The following is a 26,724-nucleotide window of genomic DNA, read 5'->3' as shown; positions in this document are numbered from 1 at the left end:
GGAGCAGGACTCGGTGCCGGAGCAGGACTCGGTGCCGGAGCAGGACTCGGTGCCGGAGCCGGACTCGGTGCCGGAGCAGGACTCGGTGCCGGAGCCGGACTCGGTACCGGAGCCACAATCGGTTCGGGAGTGGTGGGGAAGAGTTGAGCCAGCAACCAGCGCAACTGCGCCGGGGTCAGGCCCATTCCGAACGCAGTGCCGGCCGAGGGGGGCGCTGCGGTCTCGCCCCGCCCTGGAGTGATTGTATAGGCGGGGGCTATCTCTTCCGCAGCTTGAACGGGAGCGATTCCCACCAGAGCACCGGTCAATCCGAGCACCACAGCGGCGACTGCCGACGTGCGTGCGCGGCGAAACGGGGAACGAGTGCTCTGTGCGGCGGGTAAGTCGTGGGTCAGTTTCGGGTTGAGTTTCATTTAGGTGATTTCGTGTCCTGCACACGCTTCGGGGCGTGTTGGGCGGGGCAGCTGAGGGGAGCCGCCTGTCATTGGTACAGCATTCCGTGTCGATGCGGTTCGGTCAAACGAGAAGGTGTGAAGACCCTGAGGCGAGCGCTGTGTAGGCCGCACGCGAGGGCTTTGGCTTTGGTCTGCCGGGGTTAGCCCGCATGCACCGAGACTGTCAAGCTATCGGGCGTGTAGTAGTTGCGCGCGGTGCTGATCTTGGTCGTGCTGGGCGAGATGATGGCGCAGTTGGCCACTCTGGTATTGCGTCCGAACTTATTGTCGGTGATGACGGTGCCGTAGATCGGACCATACGACTTCTGGGCCACGTTGATGGTGCAGGCGCCGCCGTCGGCGAAGTTGTTCGTGAAGGAGAAGTTCGAGACGTCACCGGTGTCCTGCGTGATCTGCACTCCGGCGTTGTGGGAACCGCTCAGCGTACTTCCGTACACCTTGATGTTGCTGCCCTTTTGAATCTGGATGGAGTCATCATGGCTGGGCTTTCCGCCCTGATTCGGATCACTGGTGTAGTGCAGGTTGCCGTGCAGCCAGGAATTCGCGATCGTGACGTTACTGCCGGTCACGTGAGCACCATCAATGACGCCGTGGATGTCAACGCGGGTCAGCGTGAAGTTGTAGCCGTAGATGCCATTGATATCGGGGGACGGCTGTGACGGATACAACTCCGAGTCGATGATTTTCAGACCCGAGCGCCCACCGAGGTTATTGACCAGCGCAGCGGGAGCGCTAACGCTTCGTCCGCGAATGATCGAGTTCTTGATCGTCACGTTGATCGCGTTGATCTTGACCAGGCCGCGAATGTCCAAGCCGCTGATGACGGTACCGGTCTGGGTGATATTGAGATCGCCGTTGTGCACCCTCAGGGTCGTACCGGAAGGGACTCCGGTACTACCGGCACTCGCGGTGGCGATCCGAACGACGCCTCCGGTTTGCGCCTGGGCCGGGACCGCCAAGCCGGCCAACGGAATCAGAACGGCGAGGGTAGCTGCGGCCACGAAAACTGGGGGTCGCGTGCTGATCTTGCGCCGCATCCGAGTGCGTTGCAGACGAACTGCATGCGTCAGATCGACACGGGCAAGGTCTGGACGAGGTGGGTCATAACGATGCACGGCGGGGTGGTGCTGGTGCATGCCGCGAGAATACTGCGGGGTCAGGGTGAGCGGTCGGCGATGAGAACGTGAGACGTGGTCGGTCATGAATTCATTTCGGGTGGTGCACGTTCGGGTATGCGGGTGAGACAACTGTAGGGTGTCGCCGATAGCTACTAGAGTGTTACCCAAAAATGAAATTACGTCAAATTAGCATTGCGTATTCGTTGAGATCACGTTGGCTCCGCCGATCGTGCGGGGCGGTCTGAGCGGCGGTGGCGCCACTCGAGTTCAGTGACGAACGGCGGCGGCTCGTAGGCGTAGCGCAGCCAGCTGCGCGATGCAAACCGGTTCAGCGCGAGTGCGAACAGCACGGCCGTCGCGGCAAGAACGAGAGGCATCACAGGGGCAATGACGGCTACCGCACTCAAAAGGATCGGGAGCGACAGCACGGAGGAAATGAGGATGACGATGGGTGTGTGCGCCAGGTAAATGGGCAAAGTGGTGCGCCCGATCATCCCAAGCCAGCGTACGCCGCGCAGGGTGCGGCTGAACGCAATCCCGCCGACGACACCGACCAGACAGTTCAGAAAGTACAGGCCGAAAACATCGCGCAGCCCCAGCAGCGCGACGGTGGTGGTGACGGCCACCCAGACGAACATGGCGGCACCCACGAGCAGCCGATTATCGACCGTGCCGATGCGAATGATCCAGCTGCGCAGGTAGATGCCGGCCAGAAAAAAGAAGTAGTACTTGAGCGACCCGGACCACCCGACATTAGGCGTATCGAGTCCGCTGAGTGCCACGACAGAAACTGCGCCGGCAACGACGAGTTGCAGCCGTGGATTGACGCGACGACAGAGCTTGGCCACTATGAAAAAGATCGATAGGGCCCAGATGAACCAGAGTTCGAACCGAGGCAGCACGGGAGAAGCCACGAGGTCCAGTACGGCGTGCCGCACGCCGAACCCTACGCCTGTCACGGTCTGGTTGATCAGAAACACGATCGAACCAACCACCTCCCACAGCAGGAAGACCCAGAGGTAGAGGCGCAACTTGACCGTCCACAGATCGCGCCACGGCTTGAGGAGCCATTTGGGGGCGAACAGGCCCGACAGAACAAAGAACAAGGGCATGCGCATCGAGGACAGTGACTCGTTGATTTCGCGCCAATACGGAATATCGAAACCAGCGCCAATCAGCCAGTTCGCTGAGTGGAACAGGGCGACGAGCAGGATAGCGATGCCCCGGCCGGTATCCACCCAGCCAACGCGTTCGGCCGCGGGTTTGGTGGTGCTCATCGTCGACGCTGTGCCATCGTGGGCCGAAGGGGTCCGGGGCGCTGCAGCGCGGCATCCCTTTCGGTCGGCACCCTGCGGGTGATGAGGAGTCCGAGAACAAGAACGAGCAGCACGGATGAGCTGAAAAACGGGCCGAAGAACATGAACCAGACGGCTTTGATGCCGAGGTACAGCAGCACGGCACTCGCGGTGTTGGCTGCCACGTGTACGCCGATACTGCGCACGATGAGCACGAGGATGATAAGGGCGAGCATGAGGCCGGGAATGCCGAAGGCCGCCCAGAAGTCACCGATGACCGAGTGCAGTTCGATGTGGCCGCCAAACATGTAGTTGTCGACATAGCCGTTATTCGGCTCGTAGTTGATCGCAGCCATGCCGGTCTTGGCGGCCAGTATGTCTACTGGATTAGGCACGGTGCCAACACCGAAGCCCCACGGCTGGTGCTGCATGAGCGCGATCGTCGCCGCGAGTTCGGGGCGCCCGCCGAGGATGAGCGAACCGGTCTCGTTGAGCTGCGCGACGGTACGCTGCTGGGTGGCTTCACCGAGCGCGCCGTCGAGGATGAGCGCCTGAATCACGTTGAAGACGATGAGACCAAGAACGCCGAGTCCGAGGAGGGCGCGCAGCGCCGACTTGCCGCGCGTGGGCCGGGTCGGACGCATTTGCCAGGCGACGAGCAGCACAGTCAGCAGCATGAACGCGAACGCGGAGCGGGCATCCGTCAAGGTAGCCACGACGGTGAGTACCAGCGCGACGGCCAGCTCCAGCCAGCGGCGGTGCAGCTGCAGCGTGATTCCGAGCAGCAGAATCGTCAGGGCTACCGAATAGCCGAAACGCCAGGGATTCGCCGCGTACAGCTCACTCGACGGCGAGACACCGAGCAGGATTCCGGCACCGTACCAGATGGCGATTTGGGAGTCGGGCAGGACGGTGCGCGCCCAGAGCACGAAGCCGACGCCGGCGATCAACCCGACGAGACCGGCGATCGACCCGAACGCCTGACCGAGACTCGCCTCGTGCGTGGGCGCGGATAGGACGGTGAGCCAGATACCCGAGCCGATCGCGACCAGGCCGCCGACCAGGAGCAGCCGAGCGCCCCAATATTGGCGCAGGATCGGGAACCAAACAGGGAACAGTGCCACGCAGACCACGGCGCCCACAGTGACGCCTCGGTCGATGTCGATGCGCAACGCGACAACGACCAGAACAACAATGGCAATGAACTTATTGACGAGGGGCGGGGCCTGATGCACGGAACGGCCCGCGCGGGTGCGCTTGAGCGGCACCGGAGCAGGTCGCATCGCGGTGATATTGGAGCGCACCTGAGAGATCAATAGCAACCACCACCCGGGCCGCACAGGGACGATTCGGGCACCAGCCCCTGTTGCGCAGCCGCATCGTGCATAACAATAGACGGCTCAGTATGGAAGAGACAAGGGCGAACTCTCTCGAACTAAGGGAAAATCATCCCCCCGAGAAGGGGGCGCGGGTGTGGGTGGCACGGCCTGTATAGTGGCGATTTCGTGAGAGATATTCATTGTGCAACCGGAAGCAGCTCGTGGTCATCAATAACGTGGTCATCAACACCATCCATCGGCTTGTCACCGATCTGCGCCGAGACCCCGCCGCTCTCACGCAGCGGGCCAAAGTCAAGCTACGCCTTGCGTGCCTGCGCCTGACCAATCGGCTGAGCCGCCGATCAGTGACAGGATCGGGCGCCGTGGTGGTAAACCTGACCTCCTTCGGCCATCGGATCGCCCTTGTGCACTATGCCCTCGAGACCATCGCCGCCGGGCGAATCCGCCCCCGGCGTCTCATCCTCTGGCTCGATGACGCCGCGGCGCTCGCGCACCCACCGGCCACACTGCGTCGTTTGCAGCGGCGCGGCCTGGAAATTCAATGCTGCCCCGACTTTGGACCGCATAAAAAACAGTTTCCATACGCCTCTTCCACACCGACGCTCCCGCTGGTTGCCGCCGACGACGACGTCTTATACCCGCGCACCTGGCTGGCCGAATTACTCGAGGCGGCCGCCCGGCATCCGCTGGAGATCGTCGGGCAGCGCGCCCACACGGTCACCTTTGACGGCGATCGGGTGGCGCTCTACTCTCGCTGGGTCGCGGCCCGCGGGACCGCCGCGAGTTATCGAACGCTCTGCACCGGCGTCTCCGGGATCTACTACCCGCTCGGCCTGCTCGATGCGCTGCGCGCCGAAGGTGATGCCTTTCTGCGGGTCGCTCCGCGGGCGGACGATTTGTGGGTCTATTCGGTCGCTGTTCGGCACGGCATTCGCGCCCGTCAGGTGGGTGAGGCTCAGGCCGAGTATCCGGCCATTCCAGGTTCGCAGCGGGGCACCCTGTACCGACAGAATGTGACCGAGGGCGGCAATGATGCCCAGTTCGCGGCGTGCGTGGGCGACGCAGAACGAGAGCGGATACTGCGCGATGACCCCCGTGATTCGCTCGTGTTGCGGACGATTCCCGCGCTTCGAGTGGTGAGCAGCGATGACACCTAGGCGACCCCGAGGGCCGATGGCCGCCCAGCGGGCCACCGACCGTGCGGTCGAGCCTTCAGCGGGCTCCACCTCAGGCCGGACCACCGCCCCGAATTCGGTGTCGCGCAACATGACGATCGCGCTGATCGGAAACGCTTTTCCCCCCCTTGTCGCGCTGTTTTCCGGTCCGATCCTGGCCCAGGCACTCGGGGTCGACGGTCGTGGTGCTGTGGCCGCTGCCACCGCGCCTCTCGCCCTCGTGGTCACGGTAGCAACCTTTGGTGTTCCCGAAGCCGTCACCTGGGCGATCGCCCGTAACCCCACCCTGGCCCGCAACGCCTCAAACCGGGGCGTGCTCATTCTGATTATCGCGGGGCTGCTCGCCATGGGCGCCGTCGCTTTGTCAGCGGCCTGGCTCAGCGGTGGCGACCCGACGGTGCAGCAACTTATTCTGGTGGCCTGCCTGGCCATTGTGCCCAATTTGCTCGTCGGCGTATTCCGGGGAGTAGCATCCGCTACCCAAAGCTGGCGGCTGGTTGCCATAGAGCGCATTGTGACCTCGTCTCTGCGGCTCGCTGTGCTCATTCCGTTCTGGCTCACCGGCAACCTGACGCCGCTCGTGGCGACGATCGCGGTGGCCGCGATGCCGGTGACCGGGCTGTTCGTCTACATCGGGCGCATGCGCAGCCTCGGCCCACGAGCCTTTGACGTTCCGCGCGAGGCGCGCACCGCCGGACTACTGAGCTATGGACTGCGCATCTGGGTCGGCTCGCTGTCAGGAATTCTGCTGTCCAGGCTCGACCAGGTGCTCATGACACCGTTCGCCGGCACCTACCAGCTCGGGTTGTACGTGGTCGCGGTGAGCGTGAGTGAACTACCGCTGATCATCAACCAGGCGGTGCGGGACGTGACTTTTGTGACCGATGCTGCTGATTCCGTCGACGCGCGTCTCGCCTCCTCGGCTCGCATCAGCACCATGCTGTGCGGGCTGGCCGCCGCGTTCCTCGGCATCAGCATGTTGTGGTGGCTGCCTTTTCTGTTCGGCGAGGATTTTCGCCCCGCACTGCCGGTGGCCGGTGTGCTGCTCGCTGCTGTGGTGCTCGGCACCCCCGGGTCGATCGGCGGCTCCGGCTTGAGCGCCCGCGGTCGCCCAGGCCTGCGCAGCGTGTCGCTTCTGATCGCCTGCCTGGTGAATATCAGCATGCTGATCGTCTTGGCACCACCGTTCGGCGCAATGGGAGCCGCGCTGGCGACCCTGGCCGGCAACCTCATTTCAAGCAACCTGAATTTGTGGTTCATGTATCGCAAATTCAACATCAACCCGCTGCAGTTCTACGGCGTGCGGCGCACTGACTTCGTGACTCTGCTCGAGTACGCCAAGCGGTTCACTCGGCGGCGCAAGCGCTAGGTCGTTCTGGTTGGGGCAGGCGTCGGCGTGGAGGTAGGTACCGGCCGGTAAGCGAGGCCGTCGCGCAGCCCGCGGGCCGCAGCCAGAAGCGGCTGCAGCGAGCTCAGCAGCTGCCGTCGTCCCCCGCGGGAAATGACCTCCCAAGCCGCCGGCACGCTGCGTCGGCGCCATCTTCGGCGGTCGTCGTCGGTGAGGTTGCGAGCCGCGTAAACCAGGCGGTTGCGCACGTTGTAGTAGTAGTAGGAGTACGACTTGGCCTGGCCGGCGCTGTGTTGGCCGGCGCCCTGAGTACCGCCCTGCGCGTGAGTAGCGTACGCGTCGGCGCAAACCGTGACTTCTCCCCCGGCCAACAGCACCCGGTGTGAGAGTTCGACGTCTTCCCAGTACAGAAAATAGTCGTCGCTGAACCCGCCCACCCGGCGCCAGAGGTCATCACTGATGAGCAGGCACGCGCCGCTCAGCCAGGGAGTGACCCGTATGCCCGGGTGGTCCCCGCGCTTGCGGGTGGCGCGCACGCGCCCGTCTTCGAGGTACAGATCGCTACCGTCGAACCACACCGTACCGTCCGGCCGCAGGATGCGGGGCGAGACCAGGGTGAGCGGATGCAGGGTGACGGCCTCGAGCAGGCGGGCGACCTGGTCGGCGGGGATGGCGGCATCCGGATTCAAGAGGAGAAAATGGGTGCGCCCATTCTGCTGCGCCCGCGCGACGCCGAGGTTCATCCCGCCACCGAAGCCGCGGTTGGTCGGCGACAGCACGTGCTGCCAGCCCTCGCGCTCGGCGATTACCGCCACCCTGGCCTGCTCCGCGACGTCGGTGAAATTGTCGACGACCACGATGTGCAGGCCCGGTGCCGATCGGGACAGCGGTTGGAGGTTCTCTTCGAGCAACGCTGCCGACCCGAAATTCACCACCACCACGGCGAGGGAAGCGAAGTTCGAGTCGGTCATGCGGTCAGTATTGCAGATCCGCGAGGACTGCCTGACAAATTCTCACTGGGTTAGGTTGCGAAGCGGTCGGTCGCCACAATAATGGCATCGAGAATGCCGGGCTGGTCGAAGGCGTGGCCGGCATCGGGAATGAGGCAGAATTCGGCTTCCGGCCAGTTCTTGTGCAGGTCCCACGCGGTGAACGCTGGGGTGCACATGTCGTAACGGCCCTGCACGATGACGCCGGGGATGTCGGCGAGGCGGGAGGCGTTGTCGATGAGCTGGTTGGGGGTGAACCAGCCTTTGTTGGCGAAGAAGTGGTTCTCGATGCGGGCGAAGGCCACCGCAAAAGCGGGGTCAGAGAAGCGGACGATCTTGTCGGGTTCCTGCAGCAGGGTAATGGTCGAGGATTCCCAGGTGGCCCACGCCACGCCAGCACGTTCGCGCACGAATTGATCGGGGTCGTGCAGCAGCCGGCCGTAGGCCTCGATCAGGTGGCCGCGTTCGTTTTCAGGAACGGGCGCGACGAAGGACTCCCACAGGTCGGGGTAGATCGCGGCGGCACCGCCCTCGTAGAACCAGTCGAGTTCAACCGGGCGCAGGGTGAAGATACCGCGTACGACGAGTTCGGTGACCTTCTCCGGGTGGGTCTCGGCGTAGGCGAGGGCGAGAGTGCTGCCCCACGATCCGCCGCACACCAGCCAACGGTCAATGCCGAGGTGCTCGCGCAGTTTCTCGAGGTCGGCCACGAGGGTCCAGGTGGTGTTGACGCCCAGATCAACGTCGGGCTCGCTCGCGTGCGGGGTGCTGAGACCGCAACCGCGCTGGTCAAATAAAATGATGCGGTACTTCGCCGGGTCAAAAGCCCGACGCTGGTTCGGACCTGACCCGCCGCCCGGGCCACCGTGCAGATAGACCGCCGGCTTGCCGTCTGGGTTGCCGGAGGCTTCCCAGTAGATGGTCTGGTTGTCACCGACATCGAGCATGCCGGTTTCGTAGGGTTCGATCTCGGGATAGAAGGTACGCATGCGACGAGCCTATTCCCCCGATCGGAGGTTGATAGATTTCACAAATCCACCGTTGGGACTAAGCGGTCAGGGCGTGCAACGATAGATCATGGCGCGCACCTCTCTCTCGGACGCCGAGCTCCGGCGCTTCGACCAGGCCCTCAGGGATCAGCGCGCCTTGACGGCGACCGAGCTGAACCGGCTGGCAGAATCGCTCACGAGCGTGCGTGAGGCGCGCAGCGACGGATCGGCCGACGACGAGCACGACCCAGAAGGTCCGACTCTCTCGGGTGAGTGGTCGCGAATTGTCGGTGTCCACGGCGAGTTCAATGAGAAAGTCGCCGCAATCGATCGTTCGCTTGCCCGAATCGCTGACGGGAGTTATGGCACCTGCATCCGATGCGGTAAGCCCATCGGGGCCGCCCGACTGTCCGCCCTGCTGACGGCGGAGCTGTGCATCGACTGCGCCAGACTGATCGAAGGCCGCGGCCGGTGACGAAACCGGCCGACGGTCACTGTCCGACGAGGCCCCGTTCGTAGGCCAAGATGACCGCTTGCACCCGGTCTCGAAGGCCGAGTTTGTGCAGGATTCGGCCGACATGGGTCTTCACGGTTGATTCGGAGAGAAAAAACCGCTCGGCCAATTCCGGGTTGGACAGCCCCTCGGCGATAGCGAGAAAGACCTCCGTTTCCCGCTCGGTGAGCTGCGCGAGGGCCTGGGCTGCGCATCCGTTTTCGGCGTCGGGCTGTGGCAGGTGGGTACCAAAGAGGTCGAGCAGGCGGCGGGTCACCCGTGGTGAAACGGATGCCTCCCCCGAGACGACCGTGCGAATGGCACTGATCAGCTCCCGCGGTTCGGAGTTTTTCAGCAGGAAGCCGCTCGCGCCGGCGCGCAGACCGCCGAAGGCGTACTCGTCGAGGTCGAAGGTGGTGAGAATGATGATGCGGGTGTTCGGGTGGGCCGCCATGATTTGTCGCGTAGCCTCGATGCCGTCGAGCCCCGGCATGCGCACGTCCATCAGAATGACCTGCGGGCGCGCACTCGTGGCGAGCGCGATCGCCTCCACGCCGTCGGCTGCTTCGGCGACGACGCTGAAATCGTCTTCGGCCTCGAGCACCATGCGAAAGCCCACGCGCAGGAGCGCTTGGTCGTCGACGAGCATAATGCGGGTGGGTTCAGGCGGTGGGGTTGATTCCGGTACGGTCATCTGCGCTCCTCGACTAATGGTGATTCGTGCTCGAAGGCCATCGCGGCGTGCACGCGCCATCCGTCGTGGATTCCGGCTCCGGCTTCAAAGTCGCCGCCATAAATGGACACCCGTTCCTGCATGCCGATCAAGCCGCGGCCAAACGCACGCAGGCCCGCCTCCCGGCGTTTCCGACCGTTATCGCTGATGGTGACCTCGATAGTTCCGGGGGCCGAGTGCAACTCCACTACGACCCGTGTGGGTGTATCCGCGTATCGCAGCACGTTGGTGAGCGACTCTTGCACCAGTCGAAAAATCGTCAGCTGCACGCTCGGATTTGCCGGTTCGCGGCCGCTGCGTTCCAAGACGACGGGCAGTCCGGTCGACCGGAAGGATTCGACGAGATCAGCCAGTTGGTCGATTCCCGGCTGCGGCGAACGCGGGGCCGGCTCGGTAACGACATCGAGTATGCCGAGCAGACGCCGCATCTCGGTCATCGATCGGCGCCCGGTGCTGGCGATGTCGAGCATCGCCGCACGGGAGCGCTCAACGTTCTTGGGCGCGATGGCATGGGCACCGTCGGCGAGCGCCACCATAACGGACAGGCTGTGGGCGACAACGTCGTGCATTTCGGAAGCGATGCGGTTTCGCTCGGACAGGCGTGAGAATTGAGCTTGCTGGTCGCGTTCACGGGTCAGCTGCGCGGCCAAGTCGACCAACGAGATCACGTAACGCCTGCTGTTTCGCACATTGACGCCAACCAGGGTCGTTGCCAGCATCATGATCCCGATCTGGATGGCCACCGGAATCCACGGTAAATCGGCCGGATTATCGGTCTGCCAGGCGGCCAGACTTGCCAGCAGCGTTGACGCCCCAGACCCGATCCACGCGCTGCGCGCATCGGAGTACACCGCAACCGCGTAAAGCGCGAGGAGCTGGGCGACGAGATTCGCTTCGCCATAGTCGGTGAAGGTGAGCAGGCTGATCCAGGTGATGACCAAAACGAGCCGGGGCATCCGTCGTCGAAAGATCAGGGCGACGGCCAGAACCAGCGCGATGGCACCGTTCAGTACGATGTCGCCGAGTAGAGCAGGCTCGGCAGCCAGCCCGTTACCCACGAGAGTGAGCGCTATCGGTACCACGTAGATCGCTGCGATCAGCGCGTCGGCCACGTGCGGATGTCGGCTCCAAAACCGCCGCACCACCCCGGATGGAGTAGGCAACGCCACCTCTCCCCCCGGCGCGAAGTCGCGCACGGGAAGAGAGGTGTTGGTGCTCATTCTTCGATGGTACGGGTTAGGCGTCGCGTCGTTTGAGCAGCAACGCGGCCATCCCGAGGCTCACTGCCACCCACGCGAGTACGATCAGGAGCGCCTGCCAGGATTCCACCATGGTCGGGGCGATCATCTCGGAGCCGGCCACGGTGAACATGAACGGCATCATGTCGGCAACCCACTCGACGAGTAGGGAAAACAATGCCACAACCGTCGGCAGGAGCAGGATGATGCCCAGCACCGTCGCGATGCCGCCAGCGCTGCTGCGCACGATCGTGCCGATACCAACCGAGAACACCGCGATGAGCGCGAGGAACAGCACGTTGCCGAGCAATGGCATGATCACGTCGACGTCGAACAGGCTTGCAGTGACGTCCTGGGATCCCAGGATGGGGGTGGCTACGAGGAACGAGCCGAGCACACTAAACAGGCCCACCAGGAAGGTGAACCCGAACACCACGATTACCTTGGCCCAGAGCGCGGCCAAACGGTCCGGCACCGCGGTGAGCGTCGATTTGATCATGCCAGTGGAGTATTCGCCGCTGATCGAGAGCACGCCAAGAACAGCGACGATCATTTGGCCAAGGCCCAATCCGGTGGTGGAGACGATGACGAACATCTGCGCGTTATCGACGGCCATGGCGGCACCGGTGGCCGGGTCGAATCCGGCCGTTTCCGGCGACAAGGCGAAGGACATCGCCACGGCGAGCCCCAGCGCGGCCACGACGACGAGGGAAAAGGTCCAGTAGGTGGAGCGCAGGCTCCAGAGCTTGATCGATTCAGACTTGAGCAGGCCGCTGAAGCTGAGCCCGGAGCCGGTTGAAACGAAGGGGGCCAAAAAAGCGGATTGCGTTGTCTGGTGGGTCTGGGTGCTCATCGAGCGACCTCCGCTTCGGTGGGGGAAGAGGCATCGCCGGTGCGATACTCCACTTCGTTCTGCGTGAGTTTCATATAGGCGTCCTCAAGGGAAGCATTGACCGCCGAGAGCTCGTGCAGGGAGATCTGGGCGGCAGCGGCGCGGTCACCGATCTCGGTCACGGTCAATCCGCTGATCTCGAGCACGTCCTGCTCGACGTTGGTGATGGTGACATCGTCCTGTGCCAGCAGGGCGGCGAGTGCCGCCGTATGCGGGCTGCGCACGCGAACCGTGTTCTGCGCGGCCGAGGCGATGATATCGGCGACCGAGGCATCTGCTATCACCCGACCGCGGCCGAGGACGATGATGTGGTCGGCGGTGAGCGCCATCTCGCTCATCAGGTGCGAGGAGAGCAGCACGGTGCGGCCCTCGGCGGCGAGCTGTTTGGTGAGCTTGCGCACCCACTGCACACCCTCGGGATCGAGGCCGTTGACCGGCTCGTCCAGGATGAGGGTGGCCGGGTCGCCGAGCAACGCGGCGGCGATGCCGAGACGCTGGCCCATGCCGAGCGAGAAACCGCCGACGCGCTTACGGGCGACGGACTCCAGGCCGGTGAGGTTGATGACCTCGTGCACCCGGCTAGTGGGGATGTTATGCGTTGCGGCCATGGCGCGCAGGTGGTTGAACGCACTTCGGCCGGTGTGCACGGCCTTGGCGTCGAGCAACACTCCGACCTCACGCAGCGGCGCCTTGTGCTCGCGGTACGGCTTACCGTTGACGATGACCGATCCGGCGCTGGGTCGGTCCAGGCCCACGATCATGCGCATGGTGGTGGACTTGCCTGCGCCGTTCGGCCCGAGAAACCCGGTGACCTTGCCGGGGTGCACCGTGAAGTCGATCGCGTCGACCGCGGTCTTGCTTCCATAGTGCTTGGTCAGGGACTGTGCCTGGATCACGACTGCCTCATTCCGTTGGTGGATAAGGCCCCGATTCACTGCGTTGAAGCCCCCATACCAAACGGTATGGTTTACCCCCTATGTGGCGCATCAACCGTGGGGATGGTTCTGCGCCACCGGTGTCGTACCTGAGTACGACACGCCCTGCCCTACCGTTTGACCGACTTTTCGGGTGCGGGAGCGGCCCCCGACGCCCGCCGGTCGGCGTAGTAGTCGCGCGCCTCGTTCTGGCGTTCACGCTCGATACCGCTCGCGATCGTAGCCCGCAGGTGATCTGGCGAATAGCCGAACGCGTCGACGAGATCGAGGGCATGCGGACGGATGCGCGCGATCAGCCGGTCGATGTAGGCCGTTACGGCCTGGGCCCGCTGGGCAGAGAGACGACCGTGAATGAGGTACCAGGCCAGGTTCTTCTCGACCAGGCCGAGGCCGAACAGGTCGCGCAGCCAGGTGAGCACCTGCTTGGTGCCGGCATCCGCTGTGGCGTCGAGCGCCCGGGTGAACGACTCCCACTGCAGTAGTTCGCCATGGGCGCGTGCTGCTTCGATGAGCTCGTTCTGGTGTGCGTTGAACAAGTCGGCGGCCTGCTTCTTTGGTAGTTTGGTGGCACCGCGCAGCTTGCCGGCGACCTCACCGATCATGCTCTCGACCCGATCGGTGAGCAGCTCGCGCTGCACATCACTCTCGCGGAGGGCGCCGACCGAGCGCGCCGTTGATCCACGGTCGGCAACGGACTGGCCGAGAGTGCGGAGGCCTGTGCCGTGGTAGGCGCGACCAGCGGCGTGCTGCACGACGTAGCGGGCGAGGGCGCCGGCATCCGCTGTGGCGAATTTACGGCTGTAATCGGTAAGCAGACGCTTGGCGACGAGCTGCAGCAGCACGTTGTTGTCGCCCTCGAAGGTCGCGAAGATGTCGAGGTCGGCGCGCAGCCCCACGAGGCGGTTCTCGGCCATGAAGCCGGCACCGCCGCAGGCTTCACGGGCTTCCTGCAGGGTGTCGAGCGCATGCCAGGTGGAGAGTGGCTTGAGCGCGGCAGCGAGGGTCTCGAGGTCTTGCCGGTCATCGTCGGTGTCGGCTTTGCCGCTGAACACGTCGTCGAACTTCACCAGAAATTCGTCGTGTGCGAAGGTCTGGGCGTACGTCGTGGCAAGGCGCGGAAACAACCGGCGCTGGTGCCGCTGGTAGTCGAGGATGACCTCCTCGTCAGTGTCGCTGCCGGCGGTGAACTGCCGACGCTGGCTTCCATAGGTGATTGCGATGGTCAGGGCCAGAGCGGATGCCGCGGTGGCGGCCCCGTCGAGCGATACACGACCCTGCACCAGTGTGCCCAGCATCGTGAAGAAACGACGCCCGGGGCTTGATATCGGGCTGGAGTAGGTGCCGTCCCGGGCGACGTCGCCGTACCGGTTGAGCAGGTTTTCACGCGGGATACGCACGTCGGTAAAGTGCAGGCGACCATTGTCGATGCCGTTGAGGCCCCCCTTCAAACCGTCGTCCTCACCGCCGACACCGGGCAGAAAGTCCCCGTTTTCATCGCGAATCGGCAAATAAAAGGCGTGCACACCGTGGTTGACGCCCTGGGTGATGAGTTGCGCGAACAAGACGGCGGCGATGCCGTCCTTCGCGGCGTTGCCGAGGTAATCCTTCCAGGCAGCGCGAAACGGGGTGTTGACCACGAACTCGCCGGTGGCGGCGTCGAAGGTCGCGGTGGTCGCGATGCTCGCCACGTCGGAGCCGTGACCGATTTCGGTCATGGCGAACGCGCCCGGCACGCTCAGGTCCATGATGCCGGGAAGGTACTTATCGTGGTGCGGCTTGGTGCCGAGGTGCAGCACAGCGGCGCCGAACAGGCCCCACTGCACGCCGCCCTTGATCTGCAGACTCGGGTCGGCAATGACGAGTTCTTCAAAGCCCGCAATGTTTCCACCGTGGTCGTCCTGACCGCCCAGGTGCTTGGGAAAGGCGCGCAGTACGTGGCCGTTGGCTGCGAGTACCTTGAGCTGCTCGAGAACGCGCAGTCGGTGGTCAACCATGGAGAGGCCCTCGATGCGCTGCATATCGGGGCGCGCGGTCACTTCTCGGGCGGCGAGGCGCACGTCGGCCCAGGTGCCGAGCAGCTGGCGCCCGAGTTGTTCAACGTTGACTGCGGGTGCGGTCGGATCACCGATGGACTTGATGGGTCCCGTGTCGAGGCTGGGATCGAGGCTCATCGATCGGGTGCTGGAGCGCTGTTTCGTGTCAACCATGGGTGGTCCTAACTGTTCGCGCGAAAGTGATGATCGCAACGTTAGGGCCGCGTGGTCGTGGTCGTGAAACGCGCGGTGCGGGGGCAACAACGAGAGCTGCCGCCCCGGCATCCGTTTTGTAGGTTTACTACAACATGGAGCCGTGCACACCTGCGCTCCCACACAAATAGCGCACCGTTACGATCAGGCGGAAGCCGCGACGACCTCGATCAGGGCTGCGCCGTAGGCTTCGAGTTTCTTAGCACCGATACCGGTGATGCCGTCGAGCGCGGCGAGCGTGGTGGGGCCTGCTGCGGCCACAGCGATGAGGGTAGCGTCACCGAAGACTATGTACGCGGGAACGCCCTGCTCCTTTGACTCGGCCGAACGCCACCCCCGCAGCGCCTCGAACAGGGTCTCCTGGGCCGTGCTGAGGTCGGCGGCCGCGACTTTCGCTGCGCTCGGGCGGCGGGCGGCGCTGGAACGTGCGGGGCGGTCGGGTTCGCGCCGCAGTCGCACATCGCGACTGCCCCCCAGAACTTCGGCGGCGGCATCCGTCAGCACGAGGGTTCCGTATTCTCCGGAGGTAGCGAGCAGCCCTTGGGCCAGCATCTGGCGCACGACGCCACGCCAGGCCTGGTCGCTGAGATCGGCGCCAAGGCCCCAGGTACTTAGTTCGGTATGCCGGTATTGGGTGGCGCGGGGGGTTTCTTTGCCGCGGAGGATGTCGATGAGGTGGCCGGCACCGAACTTCTGGTTGCGTTCGCGGTGCAGGCGAACGATGGTGGAAAGCAGTTTCTGGGCGGGAATGGTGCCGTCCCAGGCTTCGGGCGGTTCCAGGCAGGTGTCGCAGTTGCCGCAGGGTTCGCTGGTCTGGCCGAAGTAGCGCAGCAGGTTGACGCGGCGGCAGTGCACGGTTTCGCAGAGGGCGAGCATGGCGTCGAGGTGGGCGGAGAGTTTGCGCCGATGGCTGAGGTCACCCGGCGATTCGTCGATCATGCGACGCTGTTGCACGACGTCTTGCAGGCCGTAGGCGAGCCAGGCCGTGGCCGGGGCGCCGTCGCGGCCGGCGCGACCGGTCTCCTGGTAGTAGCCCTCGACCGATTTGGGCAGGTCGATGTGGGCGACGAAGCGCACGTCGGGCTTGTCGATCCCCATACCGAACGCGATGGTGGCCACGATGACGACGCCCTCTTCGCGAAGGAACCGGGACTGGGTGCTGGCGCGCAGTCCCGCGTCGAGCCCGGCGTGATACGGCAGCGCATTGACGCCGTTCTGACGCAGAAACTCGGCGGTCTGGTCGACCGTCTTGCGGCTGAGCGCGTAGACGATTCCGGCGTCGCCGGGGTGCTCCGTCTTCAGGAAGGACAACAGTTGCTTGCGCACCTCGGCCTTACCGACGATGCGGTACTGGATATTGGGCCGGTCGAAGCTCGCCACGAAATGCTTGGCGTTGCCCATCTGCAGGCGGGTCGTGATTTCCTGGTGCGTGGCGTCCGTCGCGGTGGCGGTGAGGGCGATGCGCGGCACGCCCGGCCAGCGGTCGGCGAGTTCGCTGAGCGCGAGGTAGTCCGGCCGAAAATCGTGTCCCCACTGCGACACGCAGTGGGCCTCGTCGATGGCGAACAGGGCGATGGTACCGCGCTCGAGCAGCCGCTTGGTAGCCTCGTTCGACAGCCGCTCCGGGGCGACGTAGAGCAGGTCGAGGTCACCATTCAGGTAGTCGCGTTCGACCTGGTTGCGAGTCTGCGAATCCTGGCTGGAATTGAGGAACTCGGCGCGCACACCCACGGCAGTGAGGGCATCCACCTGGTCTTGCATCAGGGCGATGAGGGGTGAGACGACGATGCCGGTGCCGGGTCGCACGAGCGCGGGAATTTGGTAACACAGGCTCTTGCCGCCGCCGGTGGGCATGAGCACGACGGCGTCCTTGCCGTCGACGACCTGTGCAATGATCTCAGCCTGGTCGCCGCGAAACGAGTCGTAGCCGAACACGGTGTGCAGGGCTTCGGCTGCGGTGGCGAACTTGCGAGTCGCTGCGCGAACCGGGAAGGCGGACCGGGTGGCCGCTGCCCCCCTGCGTTGGCTCGAAGCGGGTGCCACGGCTGGATTGGCCGGCTGCCGCCCGACAAACTGGCTGCCAGCGTACTCCCGGTCCGACTCTGGCGGTGGCGCGTCGTAATCGTCGGGGGCATCGAAGTCGCTCGGGCCGTCGAAGCCACTCGGGCCGTTAAAGTCGCTCGGGCCATCGAAGTCACTGGGTGGTTCAACGTCGTCGGGGTTCCCGGGCAGCTCAGCGTTCCAACTCACCTGCATAACTTTACCCGGCCCCCCTGACACGTTCCCCCGCGCCAATCCGATCCGCGACAGCGGGTAACTGGGTGCTTCGCGGTACCTGAAGCACGCATTTACCCGCTGCCTGGTCAGTCAGCTACGGCGTGTGCGGCGCAGGACGAGCAGGGTCGCTGCGCCAGCGAGCAAGACCGCGCCGATGGCTCCGCCGATCCAGGCGATGGTCGGGAGGGGGCTGTCGCTGGCGGCACTCGATCCGGTGTCCGCGGTGACGTCCGTTGTGGCGGCATCCGCTTCGATCCCGCACGAGGCAGCCGCGGTCGCACCGTCGGCGAGTGACTGGCCCGGGGCTGGCTTCCAGTCGAAAGTGAACTCGTCTGAGATCGAGTGGCCGTCGGTGGAGACCGCCTGCCAGATCACCGTGTATTGCCCGGCCGCACCGAGCTGCGCCGCGGTTTCGATCGTGGCACCGGAGACCGTTGCGCACCCGTCACCGTAGAACAGTGGCGCACTGGCCGGCCCGGTGACGACCATCGCGGCCCCGGAGCCGGATGCGCCGAGATCGAGCAACTGGTCACTCGTGGTGACCGAGAGCACACCGGGCTGCTCGGTCACCACCGCGTCGGCCGCCGGTGAGGAACCGACGACGCTGTTGTGAGCGGATGCCGGGGCCGCGCCCCAGCCCAGGGCCGCTGCAGCTACGACGACCGCGAACACGGCTCGGGCCGCGCGGCGAGTGGCCGAAGCAGTCTGCCGGTGGGTCGACTTCTGGTGCACAGTTCGGTGGAGGGGGGCTGTCGCTTCGTTGGGCGTCGTGTTGGCGCGCACGGTGCTAGACCGACTGCTTGCGTTGGGCGGTGGCGGCCGGTGTGGGGGCGGCACCGCGAGTGGTCGTGAACTTCATGATTATCCTTTAGCGTGGGGTGCCCGGCGCCAACCGAACGGGGCCGGAGCGGACCGTGTTATTCGTTCGGTGCGGCGGGGAAAATGGTCTGATTCGTGCTGTGTCAAGCAAAGAACGCGCTGGACGGCGGGCCACGATGCCGCATGGCCGATAACACGAGAACCAGATCGCGCGGCGCGAACACCGGCGCCTCGTGCCCGATGCGAAGCGGTGCCGCGACCGGCACGACCAAGAGTGCCGGCACGTACAGGGTACGCACGCCCAAGCGAACGCTTTCGACGAGGCCCCAGAACGCGCGCTCCCCAGAACGCAGCACCAGAATAGTGATGATGGCGGCTCCGAGGTGGGCGCCCCACATGGTCGCACCGTCATGCGTGACATCAGCGCCCCCGCCCGGCGCGAGCGGGCCGATCAGACCGGGCAGCGCCGCATGCTGGTGGGTACCCGACGCGGCGAGGGCCTCGGCGCCGAGCGCACCACCGGGTGCGCCGAGTGAAAACAGTCCGTGAAAGATGAGCTGGCTGATCAGCACGGATGCGGCACCACGCCAGAACGACAGGGTACGACCCGAGAGAGCGACGCACACCATGCCGGCGAAGGCGAGCGATACGACGACCGCCAGCAGACCGGGTGCTGAGTCACCACCGAGTGTGTGCGACAGGGCTGCGGCAAAGGTCGAGAACACGGCAACGATCCAGCCGCGTGCGAAGCGGGCCCAGCGTGTGTGCATGACGGACCCTCTCCGGTATCGTCCAGGGTGACTTTTTTCGAGCAACTTCTTTCAGAATAACTGACAGACCTTGCAAAAAGACTGGTGGAAGCTAGTGATCGACCACGGTCGGCAAGTCGTCGTGGATCGAGCGGGCCGTCGGCATTATTTTTCGGTTCAGTGCGGGGAGGGACAGGCGCGCCCGGTGAAGGCGGGCTGGCGCTTTTGTTGGAACGCGGCGAAACCCTCGCGGTAATCGCCCGTGGCGCAGAGCGCCGCCTGGGCGGCGCTCTCGTCGCTCATGCTCTGCCAGAGTCCAAGGCGTTCGTCGCGCAGCGACTGCACGAGCGCCTTGCTCGCAAGAAAAGCCTGAGTGGCGCCGGATGCCGCGCGCGCGGCTGCCTGCTCGGTCGCCGCGTTCAGCTCTGCCGCTGCAAAAACCTGGCTGAACAGGCCGCCGGCGACGGCCTCGGCTCCAGACATAAGGCGTCCGCTGTAGATCAGATCGAGGGTGCGGTGCGCGCCGAGGCGTTCGACGAAGAGGGCGTGTCCACCCGAATCGAGAGTGGCACCGAGGTTGGCGAACGGTGACCCGATCTTGGCGGTATCGGCGACATAGACGACGTCGGTGGCGATGAGCAGGCCGAGGCCCACTCCAAGACACGCGCCGTGGGCGGCCGCGAAGGTCGGTGCCGGAAACCTGCTCATGCGCTGCAGCAGCGGGGTGACCAGATCATCGAGGTAGCCGAGTACGTCATCGGTGCCCGGGTCGACCGCCGAGATATCGCGGCCGGCGCAGAAGGCCCGGCCCACGCCGCTCAGTACGAGTGCGCGCACGCCAACCCGCTCAGCCTCCTGGTAAGCCGCGTCGAGTTCGACGATTGCGGCCTCATCGAGGGCGTTGAGTTTGTTGGGCGCGTTCAGCACCATGTGGGCGACGTCGTTGTCTATTGAGAGCTCAATCACGGCATCCGCTTTCTACGCTGTTGAATGTCGGGCTGTCAGATGCTGGGCTGTCACGTGTTGGGCTGTCACGTGTCATAGTCGACGACGACGATGTCGGTGGTCGGATGCGACTGGCAGGTCAGGACATAGCCGCGAGCGAGTTCTTCTGGCTCGAGCGCGTAGTTCTCGGTCATGGTGACGTCGCCGCTGACCAGTTTGGCGCGGCAGGTTCCGCAGACACCTCCGGCGCAGGCGAAGGGGACGTCGGGCCGCACCCGCAGGGCAGCATTCAGAATACTCTCGTTCGCGTTTACCGGGGTGGTGACCGTGTTGCTCTGGCCGTCGAGTGTGAACTCGATCTGGTAGGTCTTGTCCCCCGTGCCGATGATGACCGGCCGACCGCGGTCACCGTGTGCGGCCGAGGGTTCGCCGGTGGTGAACAGCTCGAAGCGCACGTGCGACCGATCCACGCCGGTACTCTCGAGCGTGTCGCGGCAGAGCTGCACCAATTCGAACGGACCACACAGAAACCACTCATCGACCGTAGCGGGGCGCAGGATCGTGTCGAGCATGCGCCGAAATTTCTCCTCATCGATGCGGCCGGAGAGCAACGAGGATGAGCGCTGCTCGCGAGAGAGCACGTGGTAGAGCGCGAGACGGGCCGGGTAACGGTCCTTGAGCTCGGCAAGTTCGTCGAGGAACATCACGTCGAGCGCGGTGCGGTTGGTGTACACGAGGGTGAACATCGACGTCGGTGAGGCAGCGAGCACGGTGTGCGCGAGCGCCATGAGCGGGGTGATTCCCGAACCAGCGGCCACTCCGACGATGTGCTTATGGCTTCGGCCCTGCAGGGTGGAAACGAAGCTGCCCTGCGGGCTCATCACGTCGAGTGTGTCTCCGGCATGCAGCTCGCTGTTGGCCCAGGTGGAGAACGCGCCGCCAAGGTCGCGTTTGATCGCGACACTGATCTGGCCGGATGTCTCGGGTCGGCAGATCGAATAGCTGCGACGCAGCTCCTTACCGTCAATCGTGGCGCGCAGGGCGAGATGCTGGCCGGGCAGGTAGTTGAACGCGCCCTGCAGTTTGGGGGGGACGAGGAAAGTGACTTCGACGCTGTCGGCCGTGAGCGGGCGCACTTCAGCCACCGTCAGGGTGTGAAAGCGGGCGCGGTGCTTGACCGGCGCCAGAGTCGTGGCAGTCTGCGTGGTGGATTCGAGACGTGTTGCGGCCATTAGAGCACCTTGAAGTAGTCGAACGGCTCGAGGCAGTCTCGGCATTCGTAGAGGGACTTGCAGGAGGTGGAACCGAAGTGCGCGAGCTCGCGGGTGTTGAGTGAAGAGCAGCGCGGGCACTTGACGGCCATTTTCAGACGAATCGGGCCGACTGGCCCGGAACCACGCACGGTCGCGTGCCCGGTTGGGGCGGCGATGCCGTATTCGCGGAGTTTATTCATACCGATCACGCTCATCCAGTCGGTGGTCCAGGCCGGGCTGAGTACGAGCCGCACCGACACATTCTCGTAGCCAGCGCTCACAAGCACCGCCAGGACGTCGTCGCGCATGGCGTCCATGGCGGGGCATCCGCTGTAGGTCGGCGTCAGGGTCACCGCGACAGCATCGCGGGTGACCCTGACCGACCGCAGCACACCGAGGTCTTCAATGGTGAGTACCGGAATCTCGGGGTCGACGACCTGCGCGGCGAGCGTCCAGGCGGCGAGCGAAGCCGCGTCGATGGGACGCGGGCGCGAGATCGCCTCGTGCGCGGCGGCGGTCACCATGATGCTCCGGGGTGGGCGCGGGTGAGTACCTGCATCTCGGCGAGGAGAAAAGCGAGGTGTTCGGAATGTTTTCCGATGCGGCCTCCGCCCGAGGCGACGAATCCGCTGGGGAGTTCGACTTCGACTTCAGCGAACACCGGTGCGATGGCGGCGTCGAAAGCGGGGCGCAGGCTCGACGGGCGCACCGCGATTCCTTCGAGGCGGTCGATGAGTGGTTCGTCCCGGAAGATCTCGTCGACGTAGGGCCACAGGTCGGACAGGGCGGTGATCATTCGGCGACGCGATTCGTCGGTGCCCTGCGCCAGGCGCAGCACCCACTGGGTCGCGTGGTCGCGGTGGTAGTCGACCTCTTTCACTGCCTTGGCGGCGATCGCGGCAAGCGTTTCATCAGCGGATGCCCGCAGCCGGCTGTACAGCTCGAACACGTAGTGGGACACGACGAACTGGCGTGCGATCGTGTGTGCGAAGTCACCGTTGGGCTGCTCGACGATGTGCAGCGACCGAAAATCGGGCTCGGTACGCCAGTAGGCGAGGTCATCTTCGGTACGGTTCGTCGCCGTTCCGGCGTAGTGCAGCAGGGACCGGGCGTGGCCGATCAGGTCGAGGGCGACGTTGCCGAGGGCGACGTCTTCTTCAAGCTCGGGTGCGCGGGAGATCCAGGCGCCAAGCTGCTGGGCCAGGACCAGCGCGTCATCGCCGAGCCACAGGGCGTACTCCGCGATGTCGGGTGTCGCGTTCGACGTGCCCTCGATGAGTTCAGCGTCGAGGGTGGTGACAGCGACGGCGACGTGACCGTGGTCGTCGGCATCCGCTCCGGCGCTGTCAATGTTCACAGTGTCGTCGTTCATAGGTGCTTCACGCCTTCACTCTTGGAGTAGTAGCTCGCGTGGCGGTAGTTCTTGCCGGCGGATGATTCGAAGAAGGCGCCCTTGGCGTCTGGATCACTCGTGGTGATGGCGGCGGCGGGAACGACCCAGACCGAGACTCCCTCACTGCGGCGGGTGTACAGGTCACGGGCATTGCGCACGGCGAGGGTTTCGTCGGGAGCGTGGAGGGAGCCAACGTGTACGTGGCTGAGGCCGCGGTTGGAGCGAACGAAGACCTCCCAGAGGGGCCAGATTTCAGCAGCGGAATCGCCGGGAGTGGTCATTTGCATGCCATTTCTTCGGTTCGTGCAAACTGTTTGCGGGCGGTTTGTTTAATGGCATAGGCTGCGGCGGCTTCGCGCACCCACGCGCCGTCATCGTGGGCGTCGCGTCGACGCTGTAGACGCTGGGCGTTGTTCGGGCCGCGACCGGCGAGCACCTCGTGAAACTCGGTCCAGTCGATCTCACCAAGATCCCACTGCTGGGTTTGCTCGTTGAAGTGCAGGTCGGGGTCGGGCAGGGTGACGCCGAGCACGGCCGCCTGGGGAACGAGCATGTTCACGAAGCGCTGGCGCAGTTCGTCGTTTGAGTGACGCTTGATCTTCCACGCCATGGACTGCGCGGAGTTGGGCGAGTCATCGTCGGGCGGCCCGAACATCATGAGCGCGGGCCAGTACCACCGGTTGACCGACTCCTGGGCCATCTGGCGCTGCTCCTGGGTACCGGCCATAAGTTCAAGCAGAATTTCGAAGCCCTGACGCTGGTGGAAGGATTCTTCCTTGCAGATGCGCACCATCGCACGACCGTAGGGACCATACGAGGCGCGGCAGAGGGGCACTTGGTTGCAGATAGCGGCACCGTCGACCAGCCATCCGATCGAGCCCATGTCTGCCCAGGTCGGAGTCGGGTAATTGAAGATCGACGAGTAACGCGCCTTGCCGGCGATGAGGGCATCCGTCATGTCATCGCGGGTGGCGCCGAGGGTCTGCGCGGCGGAATAGAGGTAGAGGCCGTGGCCGGCTTCGTCTTGCACCTTGGCCATGAGAATGGCTTTGCGCTTGAGGCTCGGGGCGCGAGTGATCCAGTTCGACTCGGGCTGCATGCCGATGATCTCCGAGTGTGCGTGCTGCGAGATCTGGCGCACGAGTGACTTACGGTACCCCTCAGGCATCCAATCGCGCGGTTCGATGCGCGAGTCGGCTTCGATCAAGTCGTTGAACTGCTGCTCTTCGACGCTGATATCGGCGGTTGCGCTCGAATCGGGCGTGATGGTGCTTGTCATCATCGGCTCCTGGTCTGCGTTGACTGTGGTGATCGTGGTTGGTTTCGTGCACAAGCGGACGGCGCTAAAGTGGCGCACGCTGGCAATGTCGGGCACGGATGCGCGATTTATTACCGACCGATCGTTCAGTTAGTATATAGTCACATTATCGGCCGGGCAACCCCGACCGAAACGGCCACTCAACGAGGAGAACCGAATGACCGAATCGCGCTCTGTCGGCAGCCAGGCGATGATGAAGCGCGACCGGGCATCCGCTTCTCTGGGAATGATCGTGCACCAAAACGAACCCGGCTACTCGGTAGTATCCATGGTCGTACGTGACGACATGCTCAATGGGTTTGATGTGACCCACGGCGGTTTCGTGTTCGCCCTCGCCGACACGGCGTTCGCCATTGCCTGCAATGATTCGCACCACGTCACGTTGGCCGCTGGTGCTGACATCACATTTCTGGCGCCGACCACGAGCGGCCAGAATCTCACCGCGACCGCACTGCTGCGCGTGAAGAGCGGCCGCAGCGGCATCTATGACGTCCGGATCACCGTCGACAACGACGTGACCATCGCCGAATTTCGCGGTCACAGCCGCACCACCAACTTGCCCGTTCCCGACAGCAGTCACCTCTAACCCTTCCGGAAGGCACCATGTCAACGCTGACTAAGACCCGTCTGCACGCACCGGCACTCGACGAACTCGACGCGGCCGAGCGGATGTCCCAGGGCGAAATCCGCGCGCTGCAACTGATTCGGTTACAGAACACCGTGCGGCACGCCTACGAGAATGTACCCCTCTATACGCGCAAATTTGATGCTGCCGGTGTGCACCCCCGCGACATTCGCAGCTTGGAAGATATCTCGCTCTTGCCCTTCACCACCAAAGACGACCTGCGGATCTCCTACCCCTTCGGCATGTTCGCGGTACCGATGGACCGGGTCGCGCGCATTCACACATCGTCAGGGACAACCGGCCTGCCGACCGTGGTCGGGTACACCAAGAACGACCTCGCTATGTGGGCTGGTCTGGTAGCCCGCAGCCTGCGTGCGTCTGGCGTGCGCCCGGGAATGAAGGTGCACAACGCCTACGGCTACGGTTTGTTCACGGGCGGGCTCGGCGCCCATGCCGGCATTGAAGCGCTGGGCGCTTGCGTCATTCCTATGTCGGGCGGCCAGACCAACAAGCAGGTCCAGATGATCACCGACTTCGAGCCCGACGTCATCCTGTCAACGCCCAGCTACCTACTCACGATCACCGACGCCATGGTTGCTGCCGGTCTTGATCCACGCCGCTCGAGCCTGAAGGCCGGCGTGCTCGGTGCAGAGCCGTGGACCAATCAGATGCGTCTGGAACTTGAGGACCGCCTCGATTTCGATGCGCTCGACATCTATGGCCTCAGCGAGGTCATGGGGCCTGGTGTCGGCAATGAGTGCATCGAGTCCAAGGACGGCCCACACCTTTGGGAAGATCACTTTCTGCCCGAGATCATCAATGGTGACACCGGACACAGCCTGCCCGATGGAGAAACCGGCGAGCTCGTCTTCACGTCGCTGACCAAGGAGGCCTTTCCGGTCATCCGCTACCGCACCCGCGACCTGACTCGATTACTGCCCGGCACCGCGCGGCCGGGAATGCGCCGGATGGAAAAGATCACCGGCCGCAACGACGACATGATCATTCTGCGCGGGGTAAACCTGTTCCCGACCCAGATCGAGGAGATCGTTCTCGGAATCGAGCACCTCTCCCCGCACTTCGTACTCGAGTTGACGCGACCGTCGCGCATGGACGAGCTCACCGTACGCATCGAGCGACACGAGCATGCCAATGATGCCTCATCCGCCATTGCGCGTGGGTTGCTCATTGCCCTGATCAAGGATCGGATCGGATCGAGCGTGAACGTGCTCATAGTCGAACCCGGCACCCTGCCGCGCAGTGCCGGAAAGCACAAACGCGTCTACGATCTGCGCTAGCCGGCCATGGTCGGTACGCCTGCGTGAGAGACTCAAGTCCTATGCCTGACGTACACCCACCTAAACGCGGCCGCCCCGGCTATGACCAGCGCGCCATTCTTGAGATCGCCGTGACCGCGTTCAACGAATTCGGTTACGACGCGACCTCGATGGGAGTGCTCGCGACGCGGCTGGCCCTGTCGAAGGCTGCTATCTATCACCACTTCACCTCCAAGGACGAAGTGCTCCAGCTTGCCCTCGATGAAGCCCTCAACGGTCTCGAGGGCGTGCTGCTCGAGTCTGGCGCGCTGACCGGTAGTGCGATTGACCGCCTGGCCTACGTGCTTCGGGGGGCCGTGCACATTTTGACGTCTCGGCTACCGTATGTCACCCTCCTGTTGCGTGTGCGTGGTAACACGGAAGTCGAGCGCTTGGCGCTCACCCGTCGCCGCGCCTTTGACCGAGCGGTCTCTGCCCTGGTCATCGAAGCCCGTGATGAGGGCTCATTGCGCAGCGACATCGACCCGCGCGTCGTCACGCGCTTGCTCTTCGGCATGGTCAATTCGATCGCCGAGTGGTATCGCCCCGAGGGCCCCGAAGACGCCGGTCACCTCGCGGACGACGTGCTTGCCGTAGCCCTGGACGGCCTCCGCCGCCGCTAGTACCTGAACGAGAAGAGGCCACGCACAGTGTGCGTGGCCTCTTTTGTTCGGTTAACGCATAACAACCACCCGGGGTGGTTGTTAACGCAGAAAAGCCATCCCGTGAGGGATGGCTTTTCTGGTGTTTCTAAGTTAAGTCCGGCGGTGTCCTACTCTCCCA

25 protein-coding genes are annotated in these 26,724 nt (G+C 64.3%); 6 read left to right on the top strand and 19 right to left on the bottom strand.

Annotated features, from left to right (window positions below; genetic code table 11):
• Nucleotides 1-595 precede the first annotated feature (595 nt).
• From CXY83_RS02960 to CXY83_RS02950, 3 genes are all read right to left on the bottom strand, one after another.
• Nucleotides 596-1,591 (bottom strand): hypothetical protein, encoded by a 996-nt coding sequence (locus tag CXY83_RS02960; protein WP_233200540.1) that lies wholly within the window; start codon nucleotides 1,589-1,591, stop codon nucleotides 596-598.
• 191 nt (nucleotides 1,592-1,782) lie between these two features.
• Nucleotides 1,783-2,850 (bottom strand): acyltransferase family protein, encoded by a 1,068-nt coding sequence (locus tag CXY83_RS02955; protein WP_104195923.1) that lies wholly within the window; start codon nucleotides 2,848-2,850, stop codon nucleotides 1,783-1,785.
• Complete coding sequence (locus tag CXY83_RS02950; protein ID WP_146069833.1) at nucleotides 2,847-4,151, bottom strand: O-antigen ligase family protein; 1,305 nt, start codon at nucleotides 4,149-4,151, stop codon at nucleotides 2,847-2,849. Before CXY83_RS02950 ends, CXY83_RS02955 begins: the two co-directional genes overlap by 4 nt.
• A gap of 257 nt (nucleotides 4,152-4,408) precedes the next feature.
• Between CXY83_RS02950 and CXY83_RS02945 the strand changes: the two genes are divergently transcribed.
• Together CXY83_RS02945 and CXY83_RS02940 are read left to right on the top strand one after the other, a co-directional pair.
• Nucleotides 4,409-5,365, top strand: a complete 957-nt coding sequence (locus CXY83_RS02945) for a hypothetical protein (protein ID WP_104195921.1) — start codon at nucleotides 4,409-4,411, stop codon at nucleotides 5,363-5,365.
• A 109-nt stretch (nucleotides 5,366-5,474) separates the two neighbouring features.
• On the top strand, nucleotides 5,475-6,752 hold the full coding sequence (locus CXY83_RS02940; protein ID WP_158251812.1) for an oligosaccharide flippase family protein: 1,278 nt from the start codon (nucleotides 5,475-5,477) through the stop codon (nucleotides 6,750-6,752).
• Here CXY83_RS02940 and CXY83_RS02935 read toward each other — a convergent pair.
• Together CXY83_RS02935 and pip are read right to left on the bottom strand one after the other, a co-directional pair.
• The gene (locus CXY83_RS02935) at nucleotides 6,749-7,702 is read right to left on the bottom strand and encodes a glycosyltransferase family 2 protein (RefSeq protein ID WP_104195919.1); all 954 of its coding nucleotides are present in this window, start codon (nucleotides 7,700-7,702) and stop codon (nucleotides 6,749-6,751) included. The genes CXY83_RS02940 and CXY83_RS02935 overlap by 4 nt on opposite strands.
• A gap of 50 nt (nucleotides 7,703-7,752) precedes the next feature.
• Nucleotides 7,753-8,709: a prolyl aminopeptidase gene (gene pip / locus CXY83_RS02930; RefSeq protein WP_104195918.1), complete on the bottom strand. Its 957-nt coding sequence runs from the start codon at nucleotides 8,707-8,709 to the stop codon at nucleotides 7,753-7,755.
• An 88-nt stretch (nucleotides 8,710-8,797) separates the two neighbouring features.
• On the opposite strand from pip, the gene CXY83_RS02925 reads away from it, so the two are divergent.
• On the top strand, nucleotides 8,798-9,184 hold the full coding sequence (locus CXY83_RS02925; protein WP_104195917.1) for a TraR/DksA C4-type zinc finger protein: 387 nt from the start codon (nucleotides 8,798-8,800) through the stop codon (nucleotides 9,182-9,184).
• A 16-nt stretch (nucleotides 9,185-9,200) separates the two neighbouring features.
• Here the strand turns inward: CXY83_RS02925 and CXY83_RS02920 are convergent, their stop codons facing one another.
• The 14 genes from CXY83_RS02920 to paaA all read right to left on the bottom strand — a co-directional run bounded on the left by CXY83_RS02920 (nucleotide 9,201) and on the right by paaA (nucleotide 23,961).
• On the bottom strand, nucleotides 9,201-9,896 hold the full coding sequence (locus CXY83_RS02920; protein WP_104195916.1) for a response regulator transcription factor: 696 nt from the start codon (nucleotides 9,894-9,896) through the stop codon (nucleotides 9,201-9,203).
• A complete protein-coding gene (locus CXY83_RS02915) occupies nucleotides 9,893-11,155 on the bottom strand; it encodes a sensor histidine kinase (RefSeq protein ID WP_104195915.1) in 1,263 nt (420 codons plus the stop codon). The genes CXY83_RS02920 and CXY83_RS02915 overlap by 4 nt, the downstream gene beginning before the upstream one ends.
• A 16-nt stretch (nucleotides 11,156-11,171) precedes the next feature.
• Nucleotides 11,172-12,026, bottom strand: coding sequence for an ABC transporter permease (locus CXY83_RS02910; protein ID WP_104195914.1), 855 nt, complete (start codon nucleotides 12,024-12,026; stop codon nucleotides 11,172-11,174).
• Nucleotides 12,023-12,961, bottom strand: a complete 939-nt coding sequence (locus tag CXY83_RS02905) for an ABC transporter ATP-binding protein (RefSeq protein ID WP_104195913.1) — start codon at nucleotides 12,959-12,961, stop codon at nucleotides 12,023-12,025. The genes CXY83_RS02910 and CXY83_RS02905 overlap by 4 nt, the downstream gene beginning before the upstream one ends.
• Before the next feature lie 149 nt (nucleotides 12,962-13,110).
• Nucleotides 13,111-15,171, bottom strand: a complete 2,061-nt coding sequence (locus tag CXY83_RS02900) for an acyl-CoA dehydrogenase (protein WP_369831118.1) — start codon at nucleotides 15,169-15,171, stop codon at nucleotides 13,111-13,113.
• Nucleotides 15,172-15,390: 219 nt separating this feature from the next.
• Nucleotides 15,391-17,502: a DNA helicase RecQ gene (gene recQ, locus CXY83_RS02895; RefSeq protein ID WP_104195911.1), complete on the bottom strand. Its 2,112-nt coding sequence runs from the start codon at nucleotides 17,500-17,502 to the stop codon at nucleotides 15,391-15,393.
• Nucleotides 17,503-17,613: 111 nt separating this feature from the next.
• Nucleotides 17,614-18,306, bottom strand: coding sequence for a copper resistance CopC family protein (locus tag CXY83_RS02890; protein ID WP_158251811.1), 693 nt, complete (start codon nucleotides 18,304-18,306; stop codon nucleotides 17,614-17,616).
• 179 nt (nucleotides 18,307-18,485) lie between these two features.
• Nucleotides 18,486-19,112 (bottom strand): hypothetical protein, encoded by a 627-nt coding sequence (locus CXY83_RS02885; protein ID WP_104195909.1) that lies wholly within the window; start codon nucleotides 19,110-19,112, stop codon nucleotides 18,486-18,488.
• 156 nt (nucleotides 19,113-19,268) lie between these two features.
• Nucleotides 19,269-20,057 carry an enoyl-CoA hydratase/isomerase family protein gene (locus CXY83_RS02880; protein WP_104195908.1) on the bottom strand — a complete coding sequence of 263 codons (789 nt, stop codon included), beginning with the start codon at nucleotides 20,055-20,057 and terminating at the stop codon, nucleotides 19,269-19,271.
• 65 nt (nucleotides 20,058-20,122) lie between these two features.
• The gene (paaE, locus tag CXY83_RS02875) at nucleotides 20,123-21,268 is read right to left on the bottom strand and encodes a 1,2-phenylacetyl-CoA epoxidase subunit PaaE (RefSeq protein ID WP_104195907.1); all 1,146 of its coding nucleotides are present in this window, start codon (nucleotides 21,266-21,268) and stop codon (nucleotides 20,123-20,125) included.
• On the bottom strand, nucleotides 21,268-21,813 hold the full coding sequence (gene paaD, locus CXY83_RS02870) for a 1,2-phenylacetyl-CoA epoxidase subunit PaaD (RefSeq protein ID WP_104195906.1): 546 nt from the start codon (nucleotides 21,811-21,813) through the stop codon (nucleotides 21,268-21,270). Before paaD ends, paaE begins: the two co-directional genes overlap by 1 nt.
• A complete protein-coding gene (paaC, locus tag CXY83_RS02865; RefSeq protein WP_104195905.1) occupies nucleotides 21,807-22,661 on the bottom strand; it encodes a 1,2-phenylacetyl-CoA epoxidase subunit PaaC in 855 nt (284 codons plus the stop codon). Before paaC ends, paaD begins: the two co-directional genes overlap by 7 nt.
• A complete protein-coding gene (gene paaB / locus CXY83_RS02860) occupies nucleotides 22,658-22,963 on the bottom strand; it encodes a 1,2-phenylacetyl-CoA epoxidase subunit PaaB (RefSeq protein WP_104195904.1) in 306 nt (101 codons plus the stop codon). The genes paaC and paaB overlap by 4 nt, the downstream gene beginning before the upstream one ends.
• Entirely contained in the window at nucleotides 22,960-23,961 is a 1,002-nt protein-coding gene (paaA, locus tag CXY83_RS02855; protein ID WP_369831117.1) for a 1,2-phenylacetyl-CoA epoxidase subunit PaaA, read from the bottom strand. The genes paaB and paaA overlap by 4 nt, the downstream gene beginning before the upstream one ends.
• A 196-nt stretch (nucleotides 23,962-24,157) precedes the next feature.
• On the opposite strand from paaA, the gene paaI reads away from it, so the two are divergent.
• Genes paaI through CXY83_RS02840 form a run of 3 tightly spaced genes read left to right on the top strand, consistent with a single transcriptional unit; the run spans nucleotide 24,158 to nucleotide 26,564 of the window.
• Nucleotides 24,158-24,586 (top strand): hydroxyphenylacetyl-CoA thioesterase PaaI, encoded by a 429-nt coding sequence (gene paaI / locus CXY83_RS02850; RefSeq protein WP_104195903.1) that lies wholly within the window; start codon nucleotides 24,158-24,160, stop codon nucleotides 24,584-24,586.
• A 17-nt stretch (nucleotides 24,587-24,603) separates the two neighbouring features.
• A complete protein-coding gene (paaK, locus tag CXY83_RS02845; RefSeq protein ID WP_104195902.1) occupies nucleotides 24,604-25,923 on the top strand; it encodes a phenylacetate--CoA ligase PaaK in 1,320 nt (439 codons plus the stop codon).
• A gap of 41 nt (nucleotides 25,924-25,964) precedes the next feature.
• Nucleotides 25,965-26,564, top strand: a complete 600-nt coding sequence (locus tag CXY83_RS02840) for a TetR/AcrR family transcriptional regulator (protein ID WP_104195901.1) — start codon at nucleotides 25,965-25,967, stop codon at nucleotides 26,562-26,564.
• Nucleotides 26,565-26,724: the final 160 nt, after the last annotated feature.

The sequence above is a fragment of the Cryobacterium sp. M15 genome, assembly GCF_002929675.1.
Classification (GTDB): domain Bacteria; phylum Actinomycetota; class Actinomycetes; order Actinomycetales; family Microbacteriaceae; genus Cryobacterium; species Cryobacterium lyxosi.
Note: the sequence above shows the minus strand (reverse complement) of the source record. Positions and strands in the feature narration are given on the sequence as shown.

Bases quoted from the DNA above. Each gene is read 5' to 3' on its own strand.
- CXY83_RS02960 (WP_233200540.1), bottom strand. From the start codon at position 1,591: ATGCACCAGCACCACCCCGCCGTGCATCGTTATGACCCACCTCGTCCA.
- CXY83_RS02955 (WP_104195923.1), bottom strand. From the start codon at position 2,850: ATGAGCACCACCAAACCCGCGGCCGAACGCGTTGGCTGGGTGGATACC.
- CXY83_RS02950 (WP_146069833.1), bottom strand. From the start codon at position 4,151: ATGCGACCTGCTCCGGTGCCGCTCAAGCGCACCCGCGCGGGCCGTTCC.
- CXY83_RS02940 (WP_158251812.1), top strand. From the start codon at position 5,475: ATGACGATCGCGCTGATCGGAAACGCTTTTCCCCCCCTTGTCGCGCTG.
- CXY83_RS02935 (WP_104195919.1), bottom strand. From the start codon at position 7,702: ATGACCGACTCGAACTTCGCTTCCCTCGCCGTGGTGGTGGTGAATTTC.
- pip (WP_104195918.1), bottom strand. From the start codon at position 8,709: ATGCGTACCTTCTATCCCGAGATCGAACCCTACGAAACCGGCATGCTC.
- CXY83_RS02925 (WP_104195917.1), top strand. From the start codon at position 8,798: ATGGCGCGCACCTCTCTCTCGGACGCCGAGCTCCGGCGCTTCGACCAG.
- CXY83_RS02920 (WP_104195916.1), bottom strand. From the start codon at position 9,896: ATGACCGTACCGGAATCAACCCCACCGCCTGAACCCACCCGCATTATG.
- CXY83_RS02915 (WP_104195915.1), bottom strand. From the start codon at position 11,155: ATGAGCACCAACACCTCTCTTCCCGTGCGCGACTTCGCGCCGGGGGGA.
- CXY83_RS02910 (WP_104195914.1), bottom strand. From the start codon at position 12,026: ATGAGCACCCAGACCCACCAGACAACGCAATCCGCTTTTTTGGCCCCC.
- CXY83_RS02900 (WP_369831118.1), bottom strand. From the start codon at position 15,171: ATGAGCCTCGATCCCAGCCTCGACACGGGACCCATCAAGTCCATCGGT.
- recQ (WP_104195911.1), bottom strand. From the start codon at position 17,502: ATGCAGGTGAGTTGGAACGCTGAGCTGCCCGGGAACCCCGACGACGTT.
- CXY83_RS02885 (WP_104195909.1), bottom strand. From the start codon at position 19,112: ATGCACACACGCTGGGCCCGCTTCGCACGCGGCTGGATCGTTGCCGTG.
- paaE (WP_104195907.1), bottom strand. From the start codon at position 21,268: ATGGCCGCAACACGTCTCGAATCCACCACGCAGACTGCCACGACTCTG.
- paaD (WP_104195906.1), bottom strand. From the start codon at position 21,813: ATGGTGACCGCCGCCGCGCACGAGGCGATCTCGCGCCCGCGTCCCATC.
- paaC (WP_104195905.1), bottom strand. From the start codon at position 22,661: ATGAACGACGACACTGTGAACATTGACAGCGCCGGAGCGGATGCCGAC.
- paaB (WP_104195904.1), bottom strand. From the start codon at position 22,963: ATGACCACTCCCGGCGATTCCGCTGCTGAAATCTGGCCCCTCTGGGAG.
- paaA (WP_369831117.1), bottom strand. From the start codon at position 23,961: ATGACAAGCACCATCACGCCCGATTCGAGCGCAACCGCCGATATCAGC.
- paaI (WP_104195903.1), top strand. From the start codon at position 24,158: ATGACCGAATCGCGCTCTGTCGGCAGCCAGGCGATGATGAAGCGCGAC.
- paaK (WP_104195902.1), top strand. From the start codon at position 24,604: ATGTCAACGCTGACTAAGACCCGTCTGCACGCACCGGCACTCGACGAA.
- CXY83_RS02840 (WP_104195901.1), top strand. From the start codon at position 25,965: ATGCCTGACGTACACCCACCTAAACGCGGCCGCCCCGGCTATGACCAG.